Origin of the sequence: Ditibartonella apis, assembly GCF_001952075.1 — a bacterium.
Classification (GTDB): domain Bacteria; phylum Pseudomonadota; class Alphaproteobacteria; order Rhizobiales; family Rhizobiaceae; genus Bartonella; species Bartonella apis.
In genome coordinates this window covers 586,535-609,436 of record NZ_LXYU01000001.1, presented here as the reverse complement: position 1 = coordinate 609,436, position 22,902 = coordinate 586,535, and the positions used below count along the sequence as shown (strand labels likewise).

18 protein-coding genes are annotated in these 22,902 nt (G+C 46.6%); 5 read left to right on the top strand and 13 right to left on the bottom strand.

All coding sequences use genetic code 11. The features are described from left to right. The first annotated feature begins 27 nt into the window (after positions 1 to 27). Positions 28 to 1,404: a sensor histidine kinase gene (locus tag PEB0122_RS02720; protein WP_225867780.1), complete on the top strand. Its 1,377-nt coding sequence runs from the start codon at positions 28 to 30 to the stop codon at positions 1,402 to 1,404. A 460-nt stretch (positions 1,405 to 1,864) separates the two neighbouring features. On the opposite strand, the gene hpt is transcribed toward PEB0122_RS02720, so the two are convergent. After that, a complete protein-coding gene (gene hpt, locus PEB0122_RS02715) occupies positions 1,865 to 2,401 on the bottom strand; it encodes a hypoxanthine phosphoribosyltransferase (RefSeq protein WP_075869899.1) in 537 nt (178 codons plus the stop codon). Between the two features lie 245 nt (positions 2,402 to 2,646). On the opposite strand from hpt, the gene ftsE reads away from it, so the two are divergent. Genes ftsE through PEB0122_RS02695 form a run of 3 tightly spaced genes read left to right on the top strand, consistent with a single transcriptional unit; the run spans position 2,647 to position 4,947 of the window. Further along, positions 2,647 to 3,306: a cell division ATP-binding protein FtsE gene (ftsE, locus tag PEB0122_RS02705; RefSeq protein WP_075915426.1), complete on the top strand. Its 660-nt coding sequence runs from the start codon at positions 2,647 to 2,649 to the stop codon at positions 3,304 to 3,306. After that, complete coding sequence (locus PEB0122_RS02700; protein WP_075915713.1) at positions 3,299 to 4,273, top strand: cell division protein FtsX; 975 nt, start codon at positions 3,299 to 3,301, stop codon at positions 4,271 to 4,273. The genes ftsE and PEB0122_RS02700 overlap by 8 nt, the downstream gene beginning before the upstream one ends. A 2-nt stretch (positions 4,274 to 4,275) precedes the next feature. Further along, on the top strand, positions 4,276 to 4,947 hold the full coding sequence (locus tag PEB0122_RS02695) for a YdcF family protein (RefSeq protein WP_075915425.1): 672 nt from the start codon (positions 4,276 to 4,278) through the stop codon (positions 4,945 to 4,947). An 84-nt stretch (positions 4,948 to 5,031) separates the two neighbouring features. Here the strand turns inward: PEB0122_RS02695 and ybaK are convergent, their stop codons facing one another. The 10 genes from ybaK to PEB0122_RS02645 form a co-directional block, all read right to left on the bottom strand. Next, positions 5,032 to 5,505 carry a Cys-tRNA(Pro) deacylase gene (gene ybaK / locus PEB0122_RS02690; protein WP_075869381.1) on the bottom strand — a complete coding sequence of 158 codons (474 nt, stop codon included), beginning with the start codon at positions 5,503 to 5,505 and terminating at the stop codon, positions 5,032 to 5,034. Positions 5,506 to 5,560: 55 nt separating this feature from the next. Continuing rightward, positions 5,561 to 7,540: a MacB family efflux pump subunit gene (locus tag PEB0122_RS02685; RefSeq protein WP_075869382.1), complete on the bottom strand. Its 1,980-nt coding sequence runs from the start codon at positions 7,538 to 7,540 to the stop codon at positions 5,561 to 5,563. 3 nt (positions 7,541 to 7,543) lie between these two features. After that, positions 7,544 to 8,743 (bottom strand): efflux RND transporter periplasmic adaptor subunit, encoded by a 1,200-nt coding sequence (locus tag PEB0122_RS02680; protein WP_075915424.1) that lies wholly within the window; start codon positions 8,741 to 8,743, stop codon positions 7,544 to 7,546. Further along, positions 8,740 to 10,230, bottom strand: a complete 1,491-nt coding sequence (locus PEB0122_RS02675; protein WP_075915423.1) for an efflux transporter outer membrane subunit — start codon at positions 10,228 to 10,230, stop codon at positions 8,740 to 8,742. Before PEB0122_RS02675 ends, PEB0122_RS02680 begins: the two co-directional genes overlap by 4 nt. Positions 10,231 to 10,375: 145 nt before the next feature. Further along, positions 10,376 to 11,182, bottom strand: coding sequence for an exodeoxyribonuclease III (locus PEB0122_RS02670; protein WP_075915422.1), 807 nt, complete (start codon positions 11,180 to 11,182; stop codon positions 10,376 to 10,378). A gap of 392 nt (positions 11,183 to 11,574) precedes the next feature. Beyond that, complete coding sequence (locus PEB0122_RS02665; protein ID WP_075869386.1) at positions 11,575 to 12,225, bottom strand: outer-membrane lipoprotein carrier protein LolA; 651 nt, start codon at positions 12,223 to 12,225, stop codon at positions 11,575 to 11,577. Positions 12,226 to 12,309: 84 nt separating this feature from the next. Then, a complete protein-coding gene (locus PEB0122_RS02660; protein WP_075869387.1) occupies positions 12,310 to 14,751 on the bottom strand; it encodes an FtsK/SpoIIIE family DNA translocase in 2,442 nt (813 codons plus the stop codon). 161 nt (positions 14,752 to 14,912) lie between these two features. Next, a complete protein-coding gene (locus PEB0122_RS02655; RefSeq protein WP_225867791.1) occupies positions 14,913 to 16,082 on the bottom strand; it encodes an ammonium transporter in 1,170 nt (389 codons plus the stop codon). Positions 16,083 to 16,417: 335 nt separating this feature from the next. After that, complete coding sequence (locus PEB0122_RS02650; RefSeq protein WP_075869389.1) at positions 16,418 to 16,756, bottom strand: P-II family nitrogen regulator; 339 nt, start codon at positions 16,754 to 16,756, stop codon at positions 16,418 to 16,420. 584 nt (positions 16,757 to 17,340) lie between these two features. After that, the gene (locus PEB0122_RS02645) at positions 17,341 to 18,213 is read right to left on the bottom strand and encodes an acyl-CoA thioesterase (RefSeq protein WP_075869390.1); all 873 of its coding nucleotides are present in this window, start codon (positions 18,211 to 18,213) and stop codon (positions 17,341 to 17,343) included. A gap of 106 nt (positions 18,214 to 18,319) precedes the next feature. Between PEB0122_RS02645 and PEB0122_RS02640 the strand changes: the two genes are divergently transcribed. Further along, complete coding sequence (locus PEB0122_RS02640; RefSeq protein ID WP_075915421.1) at positions 18,320 to 19,561, top strand: ubiquinone biosynthesis hydroxylase; 1,242 nt, start codon at positions 18,320 to 18,322, stop codon at positions 19,559 to 19,561. Between the two features lie 699 nt (positions 19,562 to 20,260). Here PEB0122_RS02640 and PEB0122_RS02630 read toward each other — a convergent pair. Both PEB0122_RS02630 and sdhA read right to left on the bottom strand, forming a co-directional pair. Continuing rightward, positions 20,261 to 21,040, bottom strand: a complete 780-nt coding sequence (locus PEB0122_RS02630; protein ID WP_075869393.1) for a succinate dehydrogenase iron-sulfur subunit — start codon at positions 21,038 to 21,040, stop codon at positions 20,261 to 20,263. 15 nt (positions 21,041 to 21,055) lie between these two features. Then, positions 21,056 to 22,900 (bottom strand): succinate dehydrogenase flavoprotein subunit, encoded by a 1,845-nt coding sequence (sdhA, locus tag PEB0122_RS02625; RefSeq protein ID WP_075869394.1) that lies wholly within the window; start codon positions 22,898 to 22,900, stop codon positions 21,056 to 21,058. Positions 22,901 to 22,902 lie beyond the last annotated feature (2 nt).

Genomic DNA, 22,902 nt, shown 5'->3' with positions numbered 1-22,902 from the left:
GGTTATTAAAATGGAGTCTGGATAACCATGATGAAGCGTGTTGAAAAACAGGGTTGGCGTAACCAGCTTATTCTCGATAATGCCTTGGACTATGCAATATTGACGGCAGACATGAACGGGCTCATCATGAGCTGGAGTCCGGGGGCGGAAAAACTTTTCGGTTGGAAGCCCGAAGAGGCTATCGGGCAGCCTCTTGATATTCTCTTCACCGAAGAAGACCGGATGAATAAACTTCCCGAAACACGTCAACAAATGGCCAGCCTTCATCGCATTGATGCTGTTGAACGTTTTCACCAAAGAAAAGACGGAAGCACATTCTGGGCATCGGGCGACCTTCAGGCTCTTTATAGTGATGACGGCAAACAACAAGGATTTTTAAAAATTGTTCGTGACCGGACTGATGAACAACGCCATTCAGAATCATTACGATTAAGCGAAGAGCGGCTGCGGCTTGCCCAACAGGCAGCGGGTATCGGAGCTTTTGAAATTGATCGTGATCGCAGCATGATCGAAGCGACACCACAATTTTTGAAATTGTTAGGTTTTAAGGAAAGTCCCGAGCTTCCGTTAAGTGACTTTTATTCGGTTATCATTGACAATCCGCGCGACATTGCAAAACAGATGTTGCAAACGAGGCAAGATGAAAGTTTGATCACGCATCTCGAATTCCAGGTCAAGCGCAAAGATACCGATCAATTACGCTGGATCGGCTATTGGGCCGAAGCTGCTCCAAAAGATGTCGGCAATTCAATGAAGCACCGCATCTTAGGCGTTTTGCAAGATGTGACGGAGAGACGCGAGGCGCAGGAAAAACAAGCCATTCTCTCCGGCGAGCTTGCCCACCGTGTGAAAAACATTCTGGCCATTGTCCAAAGTATAGCCAATCAGACACTGACTGAAGAAACGTCGATGACAAAAGCGCTACAGAATTTTTCTGTGCGTCTTAATGCACTTGCCCATGCGCAGGATATTTTAACGCAAGGGGCAGCCAACAGTGCCGATCTCCAACAGATTGTCGAAAGCAGCCTTGATATCCATGACAAAACCGGAAAAAGATTTATCGTTTCGGGCCCGCAGGTTTCCCTATCGCCACAAACAGCTCTTTCCATGGCTTTGGCATTACACGAATTGAGCACCAATGCAGTTAAATATGGTGCACTTTCTACAAAAACTGGCGTCGTGGAAATCAATTGGACAATCGAAAAAAACGAATTCCATTTTTCGTGGCGCGAAAAAGGTGGCCCTATAGTTCACGAGCCCACAAAACTCAGTTTTGGTAGCAAGTTGATTAAACGTCTCTTACCTGCACGCTTTAACGGTCATGCCGATTTGAATTACGATCCGGACGGTTTTTCATTCGAGCTTTTTGCTCCCAAAACCGTTCAGAATTTTCCTGATCAATGAAAGAAAAATATTCGTACAGCCTATTTTTAAATCATGATGTTTTTGGAATTTTATAGGCATTTCACAATCGGGTTGCCGTTTATTGAAACGGGGAAAATTATTTGAGAATGACTGTCTTTGTATTTGATCTTTACAGTCAATTGCCCGCAATGGATTTTCCCCGCCAAACGATCTTTCAACAGACAATAAGCAGTAAACCATCGCACTGTTCATAACCCCATTCGATAGCTTCACACGAAGATATTTTCTACCTCAACAATATTAAAATGATTAATTTCACATTAAATTTGTTAAAAATATTTCTTTTAATTATGATAATATAATATAAAATTTAAAATATTATGTAACATAAATATTTTATTTATTATTATGAGATAATAACTTGAAATTGTATCAATTAAACAATCCGGAAATGATTTTTAAGCTATCTCTTATTTTATGAATTAAATTTTTTCGCCATTCATTTTTCGATCACACCGACAAAAGGTAATTGCCGAAATGCGTGTCCGGCATCCATTCCATAACCGACAACAAACTGATCCGGACAGGAAAAGCCTACAAAATCAGCCTCGATATCGGCTTTGCGGCGCATTGCTTTATCAAGGAGGGCTGCAATGAAAATGCGCCCCGCCCCGCGATTTCTCAAAAGATCGCGCACAAATTTGAGTGTTTTTCCTGATTCCAGAATATCGTCAATCAACAAAATATCACGCCCTGTAATATCGCTATCAAAATCATGAAGAAGTTTGATTTCTCCACTTTCCTGACCGGCGCCATAGCTTGAAATTGTGATAAATTCGACTGACGAGCTTACACCAACGCGGTGAAGCTCCCTTATAAGGTCAGCGGCAAAAATAAACGAGCCTTTTAAAACCGGCAGCACCAACAGATTTTGCGGCCTCTTAGCTGCAATTTCGCTTGCTATGACACGGTTGCGTTTTGCAATATCCTCTTCAGAAAAAAGAACTTCAATCGACTTTCCATCAATAACAGGCATTTTATGATCCATATAAAAATTTATGGTTGCGGCCTAACACAGACATTCGCGCTAAGAAAGCTTTTGACGACAATAAATTTTAACCGCGACTTAACCATATTCGTTAAGGATAGGAAAAATAAGGTTATCCGGTCAAGGTTTCCAAGGTGCCTTTATATGATCGGAAAAGTTGTCTTTAAAGGAAATGGCGGCCGACAAGGCCATGCCGGATTAACATTCGTGCGGGAAGAACAGGTAATTTAAGAGTGATTCGTTTCGAAAATGTAGGCTTGCGTTATGGCATGGGGCCGGAAGTCCTCCGTGATATAAGCTTTTATATTCCCCACGGATCATTCCAGTTTTTGACCGGGCCATCAGGGGCCGGCAAAACCACCCTGCTGCGTTTGATGTTTCTGGCATTAAAGCCGACGCGCGGTCTTATCAACATATTCGGTCACGATACCGCACTTTTAAAACGACAGGATATGCCAAAATTACGCCAGAGGATCGGCATTGTTTTTCAGGACTTCCGGCTGCTTGACCATATGACAACCTATGAAAATGTTTCACTTCCTTTACGTGTAAGAGGCCGTGAGGAAGCAACCTATCGGGCCGAGGTCGAAGAGCTTCTTCAATGGGTGGGGTTGGGTGAGCGTATGGATATATTGCCGCCAGTTCTTTCCGGCGGTGAAAAACAGCGTGTGGCGATAGCTCGCGCATTGATTGACCAGCCGGAAATATTGCTTGCCGATGAACCGACAGGTAATGTCGACCCCGTTCTTGCGCGCAGATTGTTGCGGCTTTTTATCGAGCTTAACCGTTCGGGCACAGCTGTGATTATTGCAACCCACGACGTCAATCTGATGGAACAGGTTGATGCGCGGCGCATGGTATTAAATGATGGAAGGCTTGAACTTTATGACTGAGCTTTCATCACCGCAAAACCCGACAAGGTTCTGGCCAAAGAAAAATACTCCTGCACAAACTTCGATAGTACCTGCTTCCGACGTTGCCGGGCAAGCACTTGTTGTTGTTATTGCGATCATGACATTCCTTGCGTCCCTTGCAATCGGCGGCGTCGATCTCATTGCCTATTCCGCACATAATTGGGAAAGCCAGATATCACGCGAAGCAACAATTCAAGTCCGGCCGACTGACGGTCTCGATATCGAAAAAACATTGAATTATGCTGTCGAACTTGTGAAAGGGTTTCAAGGGGTGAAGTCGGCGAAAATCATCGACCGTACTCAAACTGAACGGCTACTCGAACCCTGGATCGGGACGGGACTGGAATTGAAAGAACTTCCCATTCCCCGTCTTATTGTCGTGACACTTGATGATACCAATACCGCCGATTTCGGTATGATCAGCGATGCCATTGCGACACAAGTACCCGGTGGCAGTTTTGATGACCACCGCAACGCGATCAACCGGCTTGTCACGATGGCACATGCAACAATTATTATCGGTCTCGTCATATTGGCACTTGTCATTTCCGCTTTGACACTCACAATCATATTTGCAACACGCAGTGCCCTTTCAGCCAATCAACACATTGTCGAAGTGTTGCACTTTATCGGCGCCGAATCAGGTTTCATTGCCCGCCAGTTCGACTTTCATTTTTTCAAAACCGGTTTCAAAGGCGCTCTCCTGGGGGGTGTAGCAGGCATTGTCGTTTTCCTCGCATTTTCATTGTGGACGCGTTTTACCGCGGGCACTGCGGGAAGCGATCAGGCTTCTGCACTGTTCGGTCGTTTCAGTCTCGGCCTTGCAAGTGATATCAAAATTTTCATATTGATCGGTTTCGTGGCACTTTTAACTATGATAACGAGCCGCCTGACAATTTTGAGCCAATTAAAATCCATCGACCGCAGGGAAAGTGATCTGTTCTGACGATGAGTGAATACACCTTATATGCACAATTGGCTGATCCCGAGCAGAAGCAAAAAAAGCTTCGCCAGATCAGATTGCTGCGTTGGAAAAGGCGTTTTTTCAAACATCTTCCTCCGGTCAGTATCTTTATACTCGTTTGCATTATCCTGTTCAGTGCCGGTTTTTTCTATTTCAGCGAAAAAGTATATCGCCTTGTTCCACCCGATCCGTTAGTCGAAGCGGATGGAATTATTGTGCTCACCGGTGGCGAACGGCGGGTAGAGGCAGGTGTTGGCCTGCTTGCCAAGGGATTGGGCAAACGGTTATTGATCAGCGGTGTCAATCCGTCAACCAATAAGCAGGCTTTGATCCGCGTTACCCATAGTGATCCGCAACTTTTTGAATGCTGTGTCGATCTTGGCCGTGAAGCAATCAATACAATCGGCAATGCAGAAGAAGCCACAGACTGGATCAAGAAAAACCATTATCAAAAGGTTTATGTCGTCACTAACGACTATCACATGCCACGATCTTTGCGTGAACTGAACCGGTTGATGCCGGATATCAACTTTATCGCCTACCCGATCAGCGAAGGAGCAGGCGAACAAAGTCTGCTTAGGCAATTGGGCGAATTACGACTGCTTGCAAGCGAATATATCAAATTCATGGGCGCTGAACTGCGTGCCTATCTCTGAAAACTCGAAACAATTTTCTTTGAGGCATATCTTTCAGATGGCTTGAGGAAGCTTCAGGATTTAATGGCCACAGACTTTTGTCATTCAGCGCTTGAAATCGGCAACTTTTGCCGAAATGACATCAATCGCATCATTGGGACGCATTTTCACCTGAAAACCGCGGCCACCACCATTGATATAAATTTTATCAAACAATTCGGCCGTTTTCTCGAAAACCGTTGGTAAATGCCGCCTTTGCCCGAAAGGCGAGATACCGCCAACCTTGTAGCCGGTAAGTTTTTCGGCTTCCTCGACGCTCAACATTTCGGCATGTTTTCCACCAAAAGCGGCAGCAAGTTTTTTCATATTGGCTTCCTGATCGGACGGCAAAACTGCAACATGGGGTTTACCGTCAACGCTGACCATCAGTGTTTTGAAAACGGTTTCCGGATCAGCCCCGACAGCTTCTGCCGCTTGCATTCCCACACGATCGGCATGCGGATCATATTGATAGGTAATAAACTCGTATTCGATATGATTATGATCCAGAAAGGCTGTTGCCGGAGTGGTTTTTGACACTTTAGACTTCCTTCAAATTCTATTTTTATCAACGCATCCATTCGATCAAGAAAAGCTAGTCGCGCGATAAAGCGGCAACGGGATCGAGTTTAGAGGCATTGCGTGCAGGCAGAAAACCGAAGCCGATGCCGATAAGCGTGGAAAAAACAAAAGCTATAATAATCGAACCTGTCGAGTAAACAAGTTTAAACGGTGCGCCGCTTACTGCAAAAATCCACCCGACAGAAAGACCAAGCAAAATCCCCAAGGCACCACCAATCAGACAAACAAGGACAGATTCTATCAGAAATTGCTGGAGAATATCACTCTGTCGCGCTCCCACAGCCATACGCACACCAATTTCATTGATACGCTCCGAGACTGTTACAAGCATGATATTCATTACACCGATGCCGCCGACCAGAAGTGAAATCAACGCAATGGATGCAACCAGCAAAGTCAAAACCTGTGTACTTGCAATAACCTGTTCACGAAATTCTTCGGAATTGCGAATGAAAAAATCTTCTGTGCCATGCCGCATAATGAGAAAGCGTTTAACCGCGGCCTCCGCCAAACGTGAATCAACATTATCGGCAACTTTAAGGGTAATCGAACGAACGGTCTTATTGCCAAGAAAACGTGTCTGCACAGTGGTATAAGGCAAATAAAGTTGCAAAGTGTCGGATGGCGGCCCCATTTGCTGCAATTCGATAACGCCGACAATACGGGTAGGAACTTTGCCGACCAGAACGACCTGTCCGATCGGACTTTCGTGGCTATCGGGAAAAAGTGTTGGCACAGCCTGCTTTTCAACCACCAGATCGGTGGCACGTGAAGCCACACTTTCGGAATCGAATAGGCGCCCTTCAACGAGTTTTGCGCCTTGTGCTTTGAAATATTGGTCGCTCACGCCATAAACGGTCACATTGGATTCGATCGAACCATAGCGGACAGTGGAAGATGTTGTAACACTCGGAGTGACTGCATCGGCATAAGGTTGTTCGGAAAGTGCTGTCGCGTCGGAATCGACCAATGTCGTGACTTTGCCCGATCGCATATCGGCAAAGCTCTTTCCGGCAAAGATATTCAATGTATTGCTTCCCAGACTATTGATGTTTTCAAGAATCTGTTTTTGCGTACCATTTCCCAAAGCAACCATGGAAACAACCGCTGCTATACCGATAATCACCCCAAGCATCGTTAAAAATGTGCGCATACGATGCGCATTCATTGACAACAAAGCCATGCGGAAAGCTTCATGGAAGCGGTCAAGAAAGGATCTGAGAATTCCGATTTTTTTGTTGCTGACAACTTCGGTTGCAACTTCGTCGGCGTGTCCAGTGGCTACTTCTGTCGGGCGGTTGGGTTTATCCGACAGAATCTCCCCGTCACTGATTTCGATAATCCGTTCGGCTTTTTTGGCCACCGACATATCATGCGTCACAATGATGATTGTGCGCCCTTCTGCGTGGATTTCCTCCAGAATGCGCAAGACTTCTTCACCGCTATGGCTGTCGAGTGCGCCCGTGGGCTCGTCGGCAAGGATAACTTCGCCATTATTCATCAATGCACGGGCAATCGAAACACGTTGCTGTTGACCACCGGAAAGTTGCCCCGGCCGATGGGTGATGCGTTCGCCCATACCGAGACGTTGTAACAGTGCAGTCGCACGCCTTTCCCTTTCATGGGGAGAACGTCCGGCATAAATGGCCGGAATTTCGACATTATCAAGCGCTGTCAATTCACCAAGCAAATGATAGCGTTGGAAAATAAAGCCGAAATGATCACGACGAAGTGCAGAAAGTTCATCAGCGGAAAGTTGCGAGGTTTCTTTACCTGAAATTTTGTAACTTCCCGAACTTGGCCGATCAAGACAGCCGAGAATATTCATCAAGGTCGATTTGCCCGAACCCGATGCGCCGACAATTGCCACCATCTCGCCACGATAGATAGTGAGATTAAGGCCTTTCAGGACACGCACACTGGTTTCGCCCGCGGGAAATTCGCGTACGACATCTTTCAAAACAATGACCGCATCTTTGTGAGTGTTTTCCATTGATCAGAACGGCCCCATCCGGTGACGGCTTCCGGATGCAGAAGGCATGGTGCCGTTGCTGACACCGGTTACAACCGTTTCGCCTTCTTCAAGTCCTGAAACAACCTCGACCATCACTTTATTATTGAGTCCGGTTTCAATGTTGCGGGCTTCAAGCTTGCCGTTTTTGTCAAGAACATTGACCACCGCTTTTTTGCCCGAAACATCATTCAATGCATCACTCGGTATAAGCAGCACTTTTTCGGCACGCCCCAGAATAATATGGACTTCCGCTGTCATATAAGTGCGCAAAACTCCATCATCATTCGGCACATTGAACGTGCCATTATAATAAATGGCTTGTGAAGTCGACGAGCTTGAAGAAGCCGTCGAGGATGAATTGAAGCTGATATCATTACGGATGGATTCCGGTGCCGGTTCGATTTTTTCCAACCGGCTTTCATAGCGCCGCGTACGATTGCCTAAAACATTGAAATAAAGGTCCTGACCGGGTTTGACATTGATGACATCGGCTTCGGATATTTCGGCACGAACAGTCATGACCGACAAATCGCCAAGAATAACAATCGTCGGTGCCGACTGCACGGCGTTGACGTTCTGGCCTTCCTGAACGACGGTGGCAAGAACTGTACCATCGGAAGGTGCCGTTACACGCGTATAACCGAGGTTGACTTTGGCTGTCTCGACATCGACTTCCGCCTGCACAATCTGGGCTTTCAACTGGTCGATCTGTGCGGCACGGATTTTGACTTGCGCATCGGCATCATCGAAATCGGCTTTGGAAACCGCATGCGAAGAGATCATGTTTTGCTGGCGGTTCATATTCTGTTTGGCAAGAACAAGTTGCGCTTCCTGCTCGGCGAGTTTTCCGCGGTAATTTGCAAGAGCTGCTTCCTTGCTTTTCAAATCGTTTGTCTGGGTTGTCGGATCGATTTCGGCAAGTAAATCACCCTGCTTGACAATGCTTCCGGGCTTTACTTTCATCGAAACAATACGACCTGTTGCGCGTGCACCAACAGCAACCAGCCGGTGCGGCTTGATTGTACCGTTGGCAAGAACGCTGACCTCGATATCTCCTTTTTTGACCTTCGACGTCATATAGGTTGGCGCAGTCGTGGAGAAAAACGCCGAATGGATAAATATCAAAAGCACGATCAGTGCAATCACAGCAATAATAATGGTGACTGTTTTTTTTGCTTTCATCGCGTTTTGCTCTCTGTTTCAACTTTTCTGATGTGCGGCCCTGTATAACCGTCGACAATTTCCGGCTTCGTATCGTCTACTGCACCATCCCATCCTCCACCTAAAGCTTTCATGAGTGAAATATAGTCCTTGGTAATCGAAACCCGACTTTCAATAAGCGACTGTTCGGATGAATACTGCGACCTCTCCGCATTCAACAGTTCAAGAAAACTGGTATTGCCGCTTTGGTATAGCGAACGGGACAAGCTCAGTGCTTTGGCGTAAGAATTGGCGGCAATGGCAAGTTTTGCCGAGCGCTGTCTTTCTTTGCTCATCGACACCAATGCATTCTCGACATCTTCCAATGCCGTCAACACGCTGCTTCGATAATTGATAAAAGATTGGTCACGCTGGGCACGGGCAACCTCGACAGCTGCAATTCTCTGCCCACCTTCAAAAATCGGTATACTCAAGCCCGGTCCCGCGGACCAGCTGATTGAAGAACTTTTCCCGAGCTCTCCCGGTTGGGTAGCCGAGGTTGAAATATTACCGGTCAACGTCAAAGACGGATAACGGTCGGCCTCCTTCTGGCCGACGCGAGCTGTTGCCTGCGCATATTGGCGTTCAGCCAGACGAACATCCGGACGTGTAAGCAGAATATCGGCAGGAACGCCCGCCGGTATCGGCCATCTCGGTTCAGGAATTTTACCCGTCTTTGCCATTATATCATCAAGAGCTATCGGGCTTTGACCTGTTAAAACAGATAAACGATGGATCGTTGTTGCAAGATTGGCTTCCATCTGCGGAATACCGGCTTCGGTAGTGGCAGCCTGTCCTTCGGCATTGGATACATCAAGCTGGGAAACTGCGCCGGCGGCAAATTTATCTTTGGTCAATTGTGCCGTGCGCCGTTGGGCAATCGCGGTGCGTTGGGCAAGTGCTATCTGCTGTTGTAGCCCACGTATTTCCGCGTAATTGGTTGCAACATCTCCAATGAGGGTAAGCATTGTTGCGCGCATATCTTCTTTGGCGCCATCAAGCCCGTATTTTGCCGCCTCGACTGCCCGCCGGTTGGCGCCGAAAAGATCAATCTCCCAACTTGAATCGAGCCCACCACGATACTGGCTTCGTTCCGGTCCCCCTGCCGATTTATTCCGGTTGGCCGAAGCAGAGCCGTCAATACTTGGCAATAATGTTCCGGTTGTCTGCCACAAAGTTGCTCTTGCTTCACGCACCCTTGCTTTTGCCGACTGGACATCATTGTTACCGGCAATCGCATCAGACACGAGTTTATCCAACAACGGATCATTGAACCGCTGCCACCAGTCGGCAAGTTCCGGCGGTGCTGAAGGCGTTTCACGTGAATCGGCACTCCACCTGGAATGAAGCTTGAAAACCGGCTTTTGATAGTCAGGTCCGACAAGGCAGCCCGAAAGCAAAAAAAAGCCCGTAAACACAGCCAAAGAAAGAGTTGACCGGCCGACAGTTTGCAAACGGCGTTTCTGCATTATTTTTCTGCTCCGATCGAAAAACCATATAGCCAGACAAACGTTTTATCGCGCTTCTTATTCCATAAACTGCAATGAAAATCCCGTGAAATTTTGTTCATGTTCAATCAAATTCAACAAGCAGGAAGAAACAATGACACCTTTTTCATGCAAGGTCGAAATGCATGATAACCGGCACATGATCGGATGGTTTTTCCATTCCTCTTGCCTCAGTCAATATTTCCATTTCTTGCATATGTGGTACAAGATCGGGAGATGACCAGATATGATCCAGCCTGCGCCCGCGATTGGAGGAGGCCCAATCTTTGGCCCGATAGCTCCACCATGTGAAAATCTTTTGCGGTTCGGGAATTTTCTTGCGCATAAGGTCGACCCACCCGCCTTGAGAACAAAGTTCAATCAATGTTCTGGTTTCTATCGGCGTATGGCTGACAATTTTCAAGAGTTGTTTATGCGACCAGACATCATTTTCATAAGGTGCAATATTGAGGTCTCCGACGAGAATGCTTGAAAGCCCGTCACCCATATCGGCTTTGATAGCTTTCATTTCTTCCAGAAAATCGAGCTTATGACGAAATTTCGGATTGATCTCGGGGTCCGGTTCATCACCACCGGCGGGAACATAGAAATTATGTATGCGGATATGTTTGTCACCCGCCTTTATGACAACTGCAACATGCCGGCAATCATGCTTGTTGCAGAATTCTTTTTTTTCGACCTCCTCGAATGGCCGCAACGATAGAGTTGCTACGCCGTGGTAACCTTTTTGTCCATGAACAGCGATGTGTTCATATCCGGCCGCACGAAAAGCTTTATAGGGAAATTTATCATCCGGACACTTGGTTTCCTGCAAACACAAAATATCCGGTTTTTCTTGCTGCAAAATTTGCAGAACAAGCGGCAAACGCAAACGCACCGAATTGATATTCCATGTAGCAATTGAAAAACTCATCAAACTCATACCTTGATTGAAATTTAGCAGTTGTGAGTTCTTTAAGCGCAAAAGGAGACAAAATCCAGTTTTAGCCAAACCAGCATTGTTTCCGGAAATTGTTAAAACAGAAGCAGACTATGAATTCCGGCAATTTTGGAAAGTTATTTCCCCAACAATGAGGCACTTTTCCAAATCAATGTAACTTTAATAAATCAATGTAACGAATCTATCTGAAAAATTAGATTCATTAAATTACAATATTAAAACTGAAAAATTAAAATAAAAATTACTTTAATATTTAACTTAAAAATATTTTTATTAAAATATATAAACACAATTATACAAATTATAATAAAATTTATATAGATAATTTATTTATTTTAACTGATTTCGAGTTTAAATTATCGCAATTAATTGCCATTTCTTTTCATAGAAATACGTTGATAAGGAATATCGAACATCCCTTTGGCAAATCTCACTCCGGTCCGCACATTGGTCACCTGAACGGTTGTCTCGAGATTTTGCTTGTCAACAATTGTCCATTGCAAAAGCTCGTAAGTTTTTGAATCAAAAATCATACGGATTTGGCCTTTGCCCAATGTTTTATCGGCAAGAACAATTGTGGTTGACCCCTGATCCTGACTGACGTTTAGAAGTTTTCCGTCCGAAAGATCAATCTTCGTATCAAGCAACATTTTCATCGGCGTTTGTGACAATTGATAAAGGTCCCAAGTGTCGAGCTTGCGATTGTTGATCGCAACCGATTTGCCATCTGTAATCACACGCACAGGTGAATTCTTATAACTGAAACGAATTTTTCCGGGTCTTTCAAGATAAAACGTCCCTTCGGTCATTTCACCTTTCGGACTGAACTGGACAAAATCGCCGGTCATTGTCTGTATTGCAGCAAAATGATTGGCAATATCCTGTGCATGCGCCGCCAAATTCGTATTCTGGGCGAACGCTGCCGGCATCGCTATGGCCGATGTTGCGATCCCCGCTGTTGCAAAAGCAGCAGCAACGAAAAGACCTTTGAAAACGGAAGCACATTTTTTTGTCATTCATCATCTCCTGCATTCATCTTTGCAGTAACCTGTGGCATCACTATGACAGACGGCCCGTCAGCCGCTATCAGAAGTAAAATTTTAGAAATTTTCGCCCTCTTCAGGAACCAGAATTTCGCGTTTTCCGGCATGGTTAGCAGGGCTTATCAATCCCTCTGCCTCCATCCGCTCGACGATTGTTGCGGCACGATTATAACCGATCCCCAGACGGCGCTGGATATAGGAAGTTGAAACACGACGATCTCTTAGAACAACAGCAACTGCCTGATCGTAGGGATCCTGCGAATCTTCAAAATGGCTCGTCCCGCCGGAAACGTCATCAGCGTTGTCATCGTCACTTTCTTCGGTCACTGCTTCAAGGTAATCGGGGACGCCTTGGGTCTTCAAATGCTGGACAATCTGTTCAACCTCTTCATCGCCGACAAACGGTCCGTGCACACGCTGGATACGGCCGCCGCCCATCATGAAAAGCATGTCTCCCTGCCCTAACAGATGTTCTGCGCCCTGTTCACCAAGAATGGTGCGACTATCAATCTTGGACGTAACCTGAAATGAAATACGCGTCGGGAAATTCGCCTTGATTGTACCGGTGATGACATCGACAGATGGACGTTGCGTTGCCATAATCACATGGATACCGGCAGCACGGGCCATTTGTGCCAAGCGTTGGATAGCACCCTCGATTTCCTTGCCGGCGACCAGCATCAAATCTGCCATTTCATCAATGATGACAACAATATAGGGCATAGTTGTAAGATCAAGAGTTTCGGTCTCGTAAATCGGTTCGCCAGTTTCATGGTCAAAACCGGTTTGAACTGTGCGTGAAAGTTGTTCGCCCTTGCGTTCGGCTTCCTTTACCCGTTCATTGAAGCCGTCAATATTCCTGACACCGACTTTCGCCATCTTGCGATAGCGTTCTTCCATTTCGCGCACCGCCCATTTCAAAGCAACAACGGCTTTTTTCGGATCGGTAACAACCGGCGTCAAAAGATGCGGAATTCCGTCATAAACGGATAATTCCAGCATTTTCGGGTCAACCATAATCATCCGGCACTGCTCCGGCGTCATCCGGTAAAGAAGCGAAAGAATCATCGTATTGATTGCAACCGATTTACCTGAGCCGGTCGTGCCGGCAACCAAAAGATGTGGCATCTTGGCAAGATCGGCTATAACGGCTTCACCGCCTATTGTCTTGCCCAAAGCAAGTCCAAGCTTGGCTTTATTCTGGTAGAAATCTTGTGTTGCAATGATTTCACGTAAATAAACAATCTGGCGTTTCGGATTGGGAAGCTCGATGCCAATAACATTGCGCCCCGGAACAACTGCAACGCGAGCCGAAATGGCACTCATTGAACGGGCTATATCGTCGGATAAGCCGATAACGCGTGACGATTTGATACCCGGAGCCGGTTCGAATTCAAAAAGTGTTACGACCGGTCCTGAACGTGCGTTAATAATCTGTCCTTTGACACCGAAATCTTCCAACACACTTTCAAGCTGACCTGCTCTGTCCTTCAACGCTTCGGGTGTGAGAACATCGCTCTTGTCTACCGGCTCGGGTTCGGCCAAAAAGTCGACGCTCGGCAATTCAAATCCGTCGGTTTGTCTAGGGCTGGCTTTGCGTTGCGGCTCATTTTGAGGAATCTCTTCCTCTTCAACAAACGGCATTTCACCTTTCTCGTCAGAAGGTGCCGAAAAATCCGGTTCAACACGTCCCCGACCGGAATAACCGCTTACACGAACATCCGGCACTGGCGGAAACATAGGTTCCCTGCGATGAAAAATCCGGCCGATTTCTGCTCTCAGCAAATAGAAAAGATGCATCGTTCCGCCAAGAACAGTCACTATCAGAGAGGCTCGTGCCGGCTCGTCATCATCATCCATCACCATGCACGTGTCCGACCTGCGTCTTCTGGATTTTACTTTTTTCTTGAGGCGACGACGACCGACGACGCCACCGGCAATAGCAGCTGTCCAGAATGCCAAGGGGCCGAAAATTGCAGCAATAATCGACGTCGAAACAACCGCAGGAAGTGAACCAAGAAACAGATAGGCGAAATTCAGAATTTTGTCGCCAAAAACTCCACCAAGCCCGATAGGCATTGGCCAATGTGCAAAAGGCGGCACCAGAGCGATAACACCGGAAAAACAGAATGCCGAAATCAGCCAGAAGAAAATCCGGTGTGCGAGCCTTCCTATGTCTTTCTGGGCAATAAGAAGAACTGCCCAAAAAAACGGAGGAAGAAGGGCTGCAACACTTGCAAGCCCGAAAAATTGCATAGCGATATCGGCGAAAACAGCACCCGGCCACCCCATGACATTTGTAACCGGATTATCATTGGCATAGCTCAGGCAGGGATCTGCAACATTCCATGTTGCGAGAGCAGCTGCAGCAAGCCCGATCAACACCAAAATACCGATGCCGATAAACGAGCCGATCTGCCGGGAAAACATCTCCACCAGATGCGGGCTTTGGTAAGCTCCATCTGTTGTCAAATCAAAGGGGGATGAATCCTGATGCATAACCTAACCTGAAAAACCCGAAAATAATCGAAAGACAATTTTTAGGAGCGACTATAAAACGAGAGAGTTAACGGGCTATTAACCAATCGAAAAAACGACAGGCAAAATAAAAAGCCCGCTTAAAAAGCGGGCTTGGAATTTTACTTCTTTTTAAAAAGATTTTACTGGATTGTTTCACCGTGAAGGGAAATGTCCAGCCCCTCGATTTCCTGTTGTTTGGTCGGACGCAATCCGATTACGGCCTTAACGACATATAGAATAATGGTCGTTACAATGGCGGTATAGATAATGGCCACGAGAAGACCGAACCCCTGATTGAGCACAGAAACTTTCGCATAGGCTTCCTGATCGGTGAAGAAAATATCGGAAGCAAAATATCCCGTTAAAAGTGCGCCGATAACACCTCCCACACCGTGAACTCCGAAAGCATCGAGCGAATCGTCATATCCCAATGCACGCTTCACAAAGACTGCAGCAAAATAGCACACCGGTCCGGCAACAATGCCAATGATAATAGCGCCACCCGGTTCAACGAAACCTGCAGCCGGAGTAATGGCAACAAGTCCGGCAACTGCACCGGAAATAATTCCCAAAACCGAAGGCTTTTTGGATACGGCCCATTCGGCAATCATCCAGCACAAGGCCCCAGCAGCTGTTGCAATTTGCGTATTCAACATTGCGATGGCTGCAACTTTGTTGGCAGCACCCGCAGACCCTGCATTGAACCCGAACCAGCCAATCCATAAAAGCGAAGCACCAATCATCGAAAGTGACAGATTATGGGGTGCCATATTGACTGTACGATATCCCTGACGCTTGCCAAGAACAATCGCGGTAATCAAACCGGCAACACCGGCATTGACGTGAATAACCGTACCACCGGCAAAATCGAGTACCCCGTCTTTTCCGAGGAACCCGCCACCCCAGACCCAATGGCAGATCGGTGCATAAACCAGAAGCGACCATAGCCCCATGAACCACAGCATTGCCGAAAACTTCATTCTTTCAGCGAATGCACCGGTAATCAATGCCGGTGTGATAATGGCAAAGGCCATCTGGAAAGCGACCCAAAGATAGGTCGGAAATGTTCCATTAAGGTCATCAATAGAAATGCCTTTCAGGAACATTAGAGAAAAATCACCGTAATAGGGATTTTTTCCGGAAAAAGCGAAAGAATAGCCCACAACAAACCAGATCACGCTGATCAGACAACATATTGCAAAGCTCTGCATCATTGTTGCCAGAACATTTTTCTTACGCACCATGCCGCCGTAGAAAAGGGCAAGCCCCGGAATTGTCATGAGCAAAACAAATGCCGTCGAAACAAGCATCCATGCTGTATCACCCGAATCGAGCTTTGCCGGAATTTCGGTTACAACTTCGGTTACCGTTTCAACTTCCTGCGCATAGCCCGCATTCGCTCCGATTAATGCAAACGCACCCGCCAATACCGGCGCCCATTTTTGAAAACTCTTCATAAAATCTCTCCATTCGGAAAAGAACGTGCACCACCTTCACTCTTCGCTACGTTCACTCATTTCAATCTGTAACAAGTTTCATGCCAACTGCTTTTCCTTGCCGTTTTCCCTGCACAAACACGCCTAGCTGTTGATCATTTAACTTTTATGCCTATTTTTTAGGCATTGTGCTTTTGCAAAGTTTTCCTTTAGAGCGCATTTTCATCGGTTTCGCCGGTACGTATGCGCAAAGTTCTATCAAGAGACCAGACAAATATTTTACCGTCGCCAATTTGTCCGGTTCGGGCTGCCTCTGTAATAACTTCAAGTACCCGATCAAGCTGGTCGCTAGGAACAACAACTTCTATTTTAATTTTGGGCAAGAAACTGATTGCATATTCGGCACCGCGATAGATTTCGGTGTGTCCTTTCTGGCGCCCGTACCCTTTAACCTCGGTAATGGTGAGCCCATCGATCCCCATACCTAAAAGAGCGTCTTTCACTTCATCAAGTTTGAATGGCTTTATAATTGCAGAAATGAATTTCATAGTTTGTCTTCTCCTCGAACTGGTTCGACCAAAAATAATCTGAAAATTTTCAACCACAGGATCAGCTATTCAAGGTTCATGCCAATTGAAGATCGGACACAAAAGAATTTTAAAATAACGGTTTTCCCAACACCAAGATGATATGGAAACGAGAGCGATAACTCTTTTGATTTATCAAAATATAATAGTCGCTATTTTCCGCTTTACGCACGTAACAAGCTGAAATCGACCGGATTATGTTTCAGGAAAATTGCGAAAGAGAATTGTATACTTCAAGCTGAAGAAATATCGAATTTTCGAAAAAATGGATATTGCGAAACCGCATCTTTAACACCGCTATAATGGCTGGAAAAATACTCAATATAAATATTTCATAAAATGATAATAATAAAGAACCGGAAAACAGCCGTTAGTCAGCGATATTTGTAACCGAATAGCAAAAATGGATAAGGCCTTATACGTCAAAACAAGATATCGTTTCTAGTGAGCTAAAATACCTGATAGCTGCACCAAGCCAAGAGATAAGGATGAACGCGGCATAATGAGCGAAAATTCTACTTCTGCCGCATTCAATTTTTGATCTGTTATGATTTTGGCTCCACAAGACGGATAAGCCCTTCCTGTGCTACACTTGCAATCAATTTTCCGTCGCGGGTATAAATATATCCTTCACTTAAACCGCGTGCTCCATGTGTATTCGGGCTTTCGATATCATAAAGCATCCAGTCATCAAGACTGAACGGACGATGAAACCACATGGAATGGTCGAGACTTGCCGGAATAAGGCCGGGTGTGAAGATGGATAATCCATGAACAATCAGTGAGGTATCAAGCAACGTCATGTCGGAAAGATAAGCAAGCAGAGCGGAATTGAGACTTCTCGTACTGGCGACTTTTCCGTTAAGTTTGAACCAGCAGCGTTGAACCGGCTGATGTTTGTCGCGCGTGAGATAATCTTCAAGATCAATTGGACGAATTAAAAATGGACGCTGCTCGTTCCAATAGTTGCGGATATTTTCCGGTGCCGATTCAAGAATAGCCTGATCGATCGCATGTTCGCCACTCAATGTTTCGGGTTGCGGCAAATTTTTCGGCATCGGGCGTTGATAATCAAGCCCCGGCTCATCGACTTGAAAGGATGATGAAAAAGAAAGAATGGCAACGCCATTCTGCTTGGCAACCACACGCCGGACAGAAAAACTTCTTCCGTCGCGAAGTGGCTCAACCTCGTAAATAATTGGACGGTCCGGATCACCCGGACGAATAAAATAGGCATGAAGCGAATGGATGAATCTGTCAGGAGCTACACTGCGATGGGCAGCAACCAGCGCTTGCGCGATAACATGGCCACCAAAAACACGCTGCCAACGCGAATTTCCGCTTTGACCGCGAAACAAATTCTGGTCAATTTTTTCTAAATCCAGTATGGATAAAAGATGTTGAAGTCGATCGGTCATGAGCCATATTCACTTAAACGATTACACATAACCGGATAGGTGAAACAGGAAAGCAGATGATTGTCAACAACCGTCAAGCTGATAAAAACTTACGAAAGGAAGCCCTATGTCTTCTTCTGCAACCCCTACTGAAAAAGTTCTGGATCTCGTCATTGCAGGAGGTGCCTATGTCGGCCTTTCCTTGGCTGTTGCTGTCAAACAGGCTGTACCTTCCCTGAAAATAGCTGTAATCGACGCGGCTCCGAGGGATAGTTGGAAAACAGACCCGCGCGCTTCGGCAATTGCTGCTGCTGCCATTCGTATGCTTCGACAACTTCAATGCTGGGACGAAATAGAGTCATTATCACAACCGATCAATGATATGATCATTACAGATTCACGCAATAGTGATCCCGTGAGACCGGTTTTCCTCACCTTTGAGGGCAATGTCGCTCCGGGCGAGCCTTTTGCCTATATGGTTGAAAACAAATATTTGAATGCTGCACTTCATCGCCGTGCGAATGAATTGGAAATACCGGTTTTGGAAGAAGTAAGCGTCAGCAATTTTACCAATAATGGTAACGAGATGCTTATTGATTTGAGCAATGGAAGTTCGTTGCAGAGCCGGCTTCTTGTCGCTGCCGATGGTGTGCGCTCTAAACTCCGTGATATCGCCGATATCAAAACTCTCTATTGGCCTTACGGCCAGATGGGAATTGTTTGCACAGTCGAACATGAGCGGCCACATAATGGACGCGCGGAGGAGCATTTTCTGCCCTCGGGACCTTTTGCTATTCTGCCACTAAAAGGCAATCGTTCTTCACTTGTCTGGAACGAGCGCGACAAAGACGCCAAGCGCCTGATGGATGCCAACGATATTGTTTTTGAAGCCGAACTTGAAGCCCGTTTCGGGCATCATCTCGGTGCTTTGAAACTTATTGGTGACAGACGCGCCTTTCCGTTCGGTCTCACTTTGGCAAGAAGCTTCGTCAAACCGCGTTTCGCACTTGCCGGAGACGCCGCCCATGGCATTCATCCGATTTCCGGGCAGGGATTGAATCTTGGTTTTCGCGATGTTGCAGCGCTTGCCCAGATTATTGTCGAAACTGCCCGCCTCGGCCTTGATATCGGTTCAAGTGTCGGATTGGAGCGTTATCAGGCATGGCGCAGATTCGAGACAGTTCGCATGGGAATAACAACGGATGTATTGAACCGTCTGTTTTCCAATGACATTTCGCCAATACGTTTGTTGCGCGACGTTGGTCTTGGCCTCGTCGAACGGATGCCAAAGATGAAAAATTATTTCATTCAGGAAGCTGCCGGAATTACTGATGGTTCCCCCAAACTTCTTTTAGGTGAAGCACTTTAGAGATGAGCCCCATCCCTTTTTATCAAATGCCGTAAAAAGCCGATCGGCTTTGTTATTGAGACCCATTTAACCGTTTGAACATCACAACAATCGGATCTGATTACGAAAACGGGTCCGGTTGCAAAACCGAAATCTACAAGCGGAATAGCTGGCGAATCCAGATTCGCCTGATCCGTTGAGCTTTCAATCGGCGTCTTACGGTTCCTGAATTGTGTTTTTTCACTTTCCACCCTTCAACGTAATTCCGTTGTGACCCTGTTTATAATGATTTTGTTGGATAATTTTCCCCGATGCCTTATCGCTTTTCTCAGGAAAGCCTCCGTTCAATTCATTACATTTCAAGACAATGCGTATGTTTAAAGACATAAGAAATTGACCCGGGCGGCCTTCAAAACCAACAAGTGAAAGTGCGTATTACTCCACTAAATCTATGCCTGAAATGAGGTTACGGATGTTCATAGCAATACGGAAAATGACACAACTTCGAAAAATATATCTATATGTGTAACCGGTTACTCCAGCCCTTCATGAAAGGGAGTGACAACCTTAATTTTATAACCTGCACACAGGTTGGCTTTAAGCCGACGCTGCTTTTTAAAAAATTCTCATTTTTCAAAAATGTGGAAAATGGAGGTAAAATAAAAAGCCGTGTAAATTTTTACACGGCTTTTAAAAAAACAAAGTTCCGCAGCTTGATCGTTATACGCGCCGTTCAATCATCAATTTCTTGATTTCGGCAATAGCCTTGGCAGGGTTCAACCCCTTCGGGCATGTTTGCGCACAATTCATGATGGTGTGGCAACGATAAAGCCGGAACGGATCCTCAAGGTTATCCAGACGTTCGCCCTTGGCTTCATCACGCGTATCGGCAATCCAACGATAGGCTTGCAGTAACACTGCGGGCCCAAGGTACCGGTCACCATTCCACCAATAGCTCGGGCAAGATGTCTGGCAACAGGCACAAAGAATACATTCGTAAAGGCCATCAAGTTTCTGACGGTCTTCGTGACTTTGCAGCCATTCTTTCTCGGGCACCGGTGAAACGGTATGCAACCACGGCTCGATCGACCGATGCTGGGCATAGAAACGGTTAAGATCCGGAACAAGATCCTTTACCACCGGCATCGATGGCAAAGGATAAATCTTGATCGGATGCTTGACCTCATCCATGCCTGTAATACAGGCAAGGGTATTTGACCCGTCAATATTCATCGCACATGAACCGCAAATACCTTCACGGCAGGAGCGACGCAATGTCAATGTCGGATCAACATTGTTCTTGATGTATAGAAGTCCATCAAGAATCATCGGCCCGCACGCATTGCGATCGACATAATAAGTGTCGAGACGCGGGTTCTGGTCGTCATCCGGCGACCAGCGATAAATGTGAAACTCGGTCAGTTTCGATGTATCAGCCGGCTTTGGCCAGACCTTACCCGGCTTGACTTGTGAATTCTTGGGAAGCGCCATATGAACCATTATCAGTATCTCCCCTTAGTAAACGCGCTTCTTAGGCGCAATTTTCTTGAGCGAAATGCCACCGTCTTCCTCTTTGGTTAACGGGTTGAGGTGGACACCACGATAGGAAAGCGTAACTTTCCCGTCTTCAGACAAGCGCGAAAGTGTGTGCTTGCGCCAGTTCTTGTCATCACGCTCCGGGTAGTCCTCACGTGCATGAGCACCACGGCTTTCATGACGGGCTTCGGCAGAATAAACCGTCGAAATCGCATTGGCCATCAGGTTTTCCAATTCCAATGTTTCCATTAGATCGGAATTCCAGATAAGCGAACGGTCGGTTACTTTTACATCCGGCAATTCTTTCCAGATTTCCGAAATGCGTCGGCAACCTTGCTGAAGCGATTCTTCCGTACGGAAAACAGCAGCATCTTCCTGCATTGCGTGTTGCATTTTCTCACGCAACTTGGCTGTCGGTTTTGCTCCATTCGCATAACGGATCCGATCGAAACGATCCATGATCTTTTCAACCGCCTGCTCATTGATCGGCGGAATTTCCGATTTACGGTCAATAACCTCGCCGGCACGAATGGCGGCTGCGCGGCCGAATACCACAAGATCGATCAACGAGTTCGAGCCGAGACGATTAGCACCGTGTACCGATGCACATCCTGCTTCGCCAACAGCCATCAAACCGGGCTGGACACGATCCGGCTCATCATCCGTCGGGTTTAAGACCTCGCCGAAATAATTGGTCGGTATGCCGCCCATATTGTAGTGAACTGTCGGAATGACCGGTATCGGATCTTTCGTGACATCAACACCGGCAAAAATGCGGGCTGATTCAGAAATACCCGGCAGACGCTCATGCAAAATGGCCGGATCAATGTGGCTAAGGACGAGATAGATGTGATCTTTTTTAGGACCAACACCACGCCCTTCCCTTATTTCAATCGTCATACAACGCGAAACGACGTCGCGCGAAGCAAGATCCTTGAATGAGGGAGCATAGCGTTCCATGAAACGCTCGCCTTCCGAATTGATGAGGTAGCCACCTTCACCGCGGGCACCTTCGGTAATCAGACACCCCGAACCATAGATACCGGTCGGATGGAATTGAACAAATTCCATATCCTGCAACGGTAGACCGGCTCGGGCAATCATACCGCCGCCATCGCCTGTGCAAGTGTGAGCAGAGGTTGCCGAGAAATAAGCACGACCATAGCCACCTGTTGCCAGAACAACCATTTTGGCCGAAAAACGGTGGATTGTTCCGTCATCAAGATTCCAGGCAACAACGCCTGTGCAAACGCCGTCGGTCATAATGAGGTCGATTGCATAATATTCAACAAAGAATTGCGCATTATGCTTCAAGCTTTGACCATAAAGCGTGTGCAAAATAGCGTGCCCCGTGCGGTCGGCAGCTGCGCAAGTCCGCTGAACGGGCGGACCGGCTCCGAAATCTGTTGTATGTCCGCCGAACGGCCGTTGATAGATTTTACCATCTTCGGTACGTGAGAACGGCACACCGTAATGTTCAAGCTCATAGACAGCCGCTGGTGCATTGCGTACCAGATATTCCATGGCATCCATATCGCCCAACCAGTCGGACCCCTTGATCGTGTCATACATATGCCACTGCCAATTGTCCGGCCCCATATTGGATAGCGATGCCGCAATGCCGCCTTGTGCTGCCACAGTATGTGAACGTGTCGGAAAAACCTTGGTAATGCAGGCGGTTTTCAACCCCTGCTCGGCCATTCCAAGTGTCGCACGTAATCCGGAGCCGCCGGCACCAATAATGACAACGTCGAATTTATGGTCGACATAATGGTAGGCTTTTCCACTTTTCGTTGTGGAACTATTTGAAGAAGTGGTGACCATAG

What these genes read in the sequence shown, in the direction of transcription:
- PEB0122_RS02720 (WP_225867780.1), top strand. Translation starts at nt 28, where the DNA reads ATGATGAAGCGTGTTGAAAAACAGGGTTGGCGTAACCAGCTTATTCTC.
- hpt (WP_075869899.1), bottom strand. Translation starts at nt 2,401, where the DNA reads ATGCCTGTTATTGATGGAAAGTCGATTGAAGTTCTTTTTTCTGAAGAG.
- PEB0122_RS02700 (WP_075915713.1), top strand. Translation starts at nt 3,299, where the DNA reads ATGACTGAGCTTTCATCACCGCAAAACCCGACAAGGTTCTGGCCAAAG.
- PEB0122_RS02695 (WP_075915425.1), top strand. Translation starts at nt 4,276, where the DNA reads ATGAGTGAATACACCTTATATGCACAATTGGCTGATCCCGAGCAGAAG.
- PEB0122_RS02685 (WP_075869382.1), bottom strand. Translation starts at nt 7,540, where the DNA reads ATGGAAAACACTCACAAAGATGCGGTCATTGTTTTGAAAGATGTCGTA.
- PEB0122_RS02680 (WP_075915424.1), bottom strand. Translation starts at nt 8,743, where the DNA reads ATGAAAGCAAAAAAAACAGTCACCATTATTATTGCTGTGATTGCACTG.
- PEB0122_RS02675 (WP_075915423.1), bottom strand. Translation starts at nt 10,230, where the DNA reads ATGCAGAAACGCCGTTTGCAAACTGTCGGCCGGTCAACTCTTTCTTTG.
- PEB0122_RS02670 (WP_075915422.1), bottom strand. Translation starts at nt 11,182, where the DNA reads ATGAGTTTTTCAATTGCTACATGGAATATCAATTCGGTGCGTTTGCGT.
- PEB0122_RS02665 (WP_075869386.1), bottom strand. Translation starts at nt 12,225, where the DNA reads ATGACAAAAAAATGTGCTTCCGTTTTCAAAGGTCTTTTCGTTGCTGCT.
- PEB0122_RS02660 (WP_075869387.1), bottom strand. Translation starts at nt 14,751, where the DNA reads ATGCATCAGGATTCATCCCCCTTTGATTTGACAACAGATGGAGCTTAC.
- PEB0122_RS02655 (WP_225867791.1), bottom strand. Translation starts at nt 16,082, where the DNA reads ATGCTTGTTTCGACGGCATTTGTTTTGCTCATGACAATTCCGGGGCTT.
- PEB0122_RS02650 (WP_075869389.1), bottom strand. Translation starts at nt 16,756, where the DNA reads ATGAAATTCATTTCTGCAATTATAAAGCCATTCAAACTTGATGAAGTG.
- PEB0122_RS02645 (WP_075869390.1), bottom strand. Translation starts at nt 18,213, where the DNA reads ATGACCGATCGACTTCAACATCTTTTATCCATACTGGATTTAGAAAAA.
- PEB0122_RS02640 (WP_075915421.1), top strand. Translation starts at nt 18,320, where the DNA reads ATGTCTTCTTCTGCAACCCCTACTGAAAAAGTTCTGGATCTCGTCATT.
- PEB0122_RS02630 (WP_075869393.1), bottom strand. Translation starts at nt 21,040, where the DNA reads ATGGTTCATATGGCGCTTCCCAAGAATTCACAAGTCAAGCCGGGTAAG.
- sdhA (WP_075869394.1), bottom strand. Translation starts at nt 22,900, where the DNA reads ATGGTCACCACTTCTTCAAATAGTTCCACAACGAAAAGTGGAAAAGCC.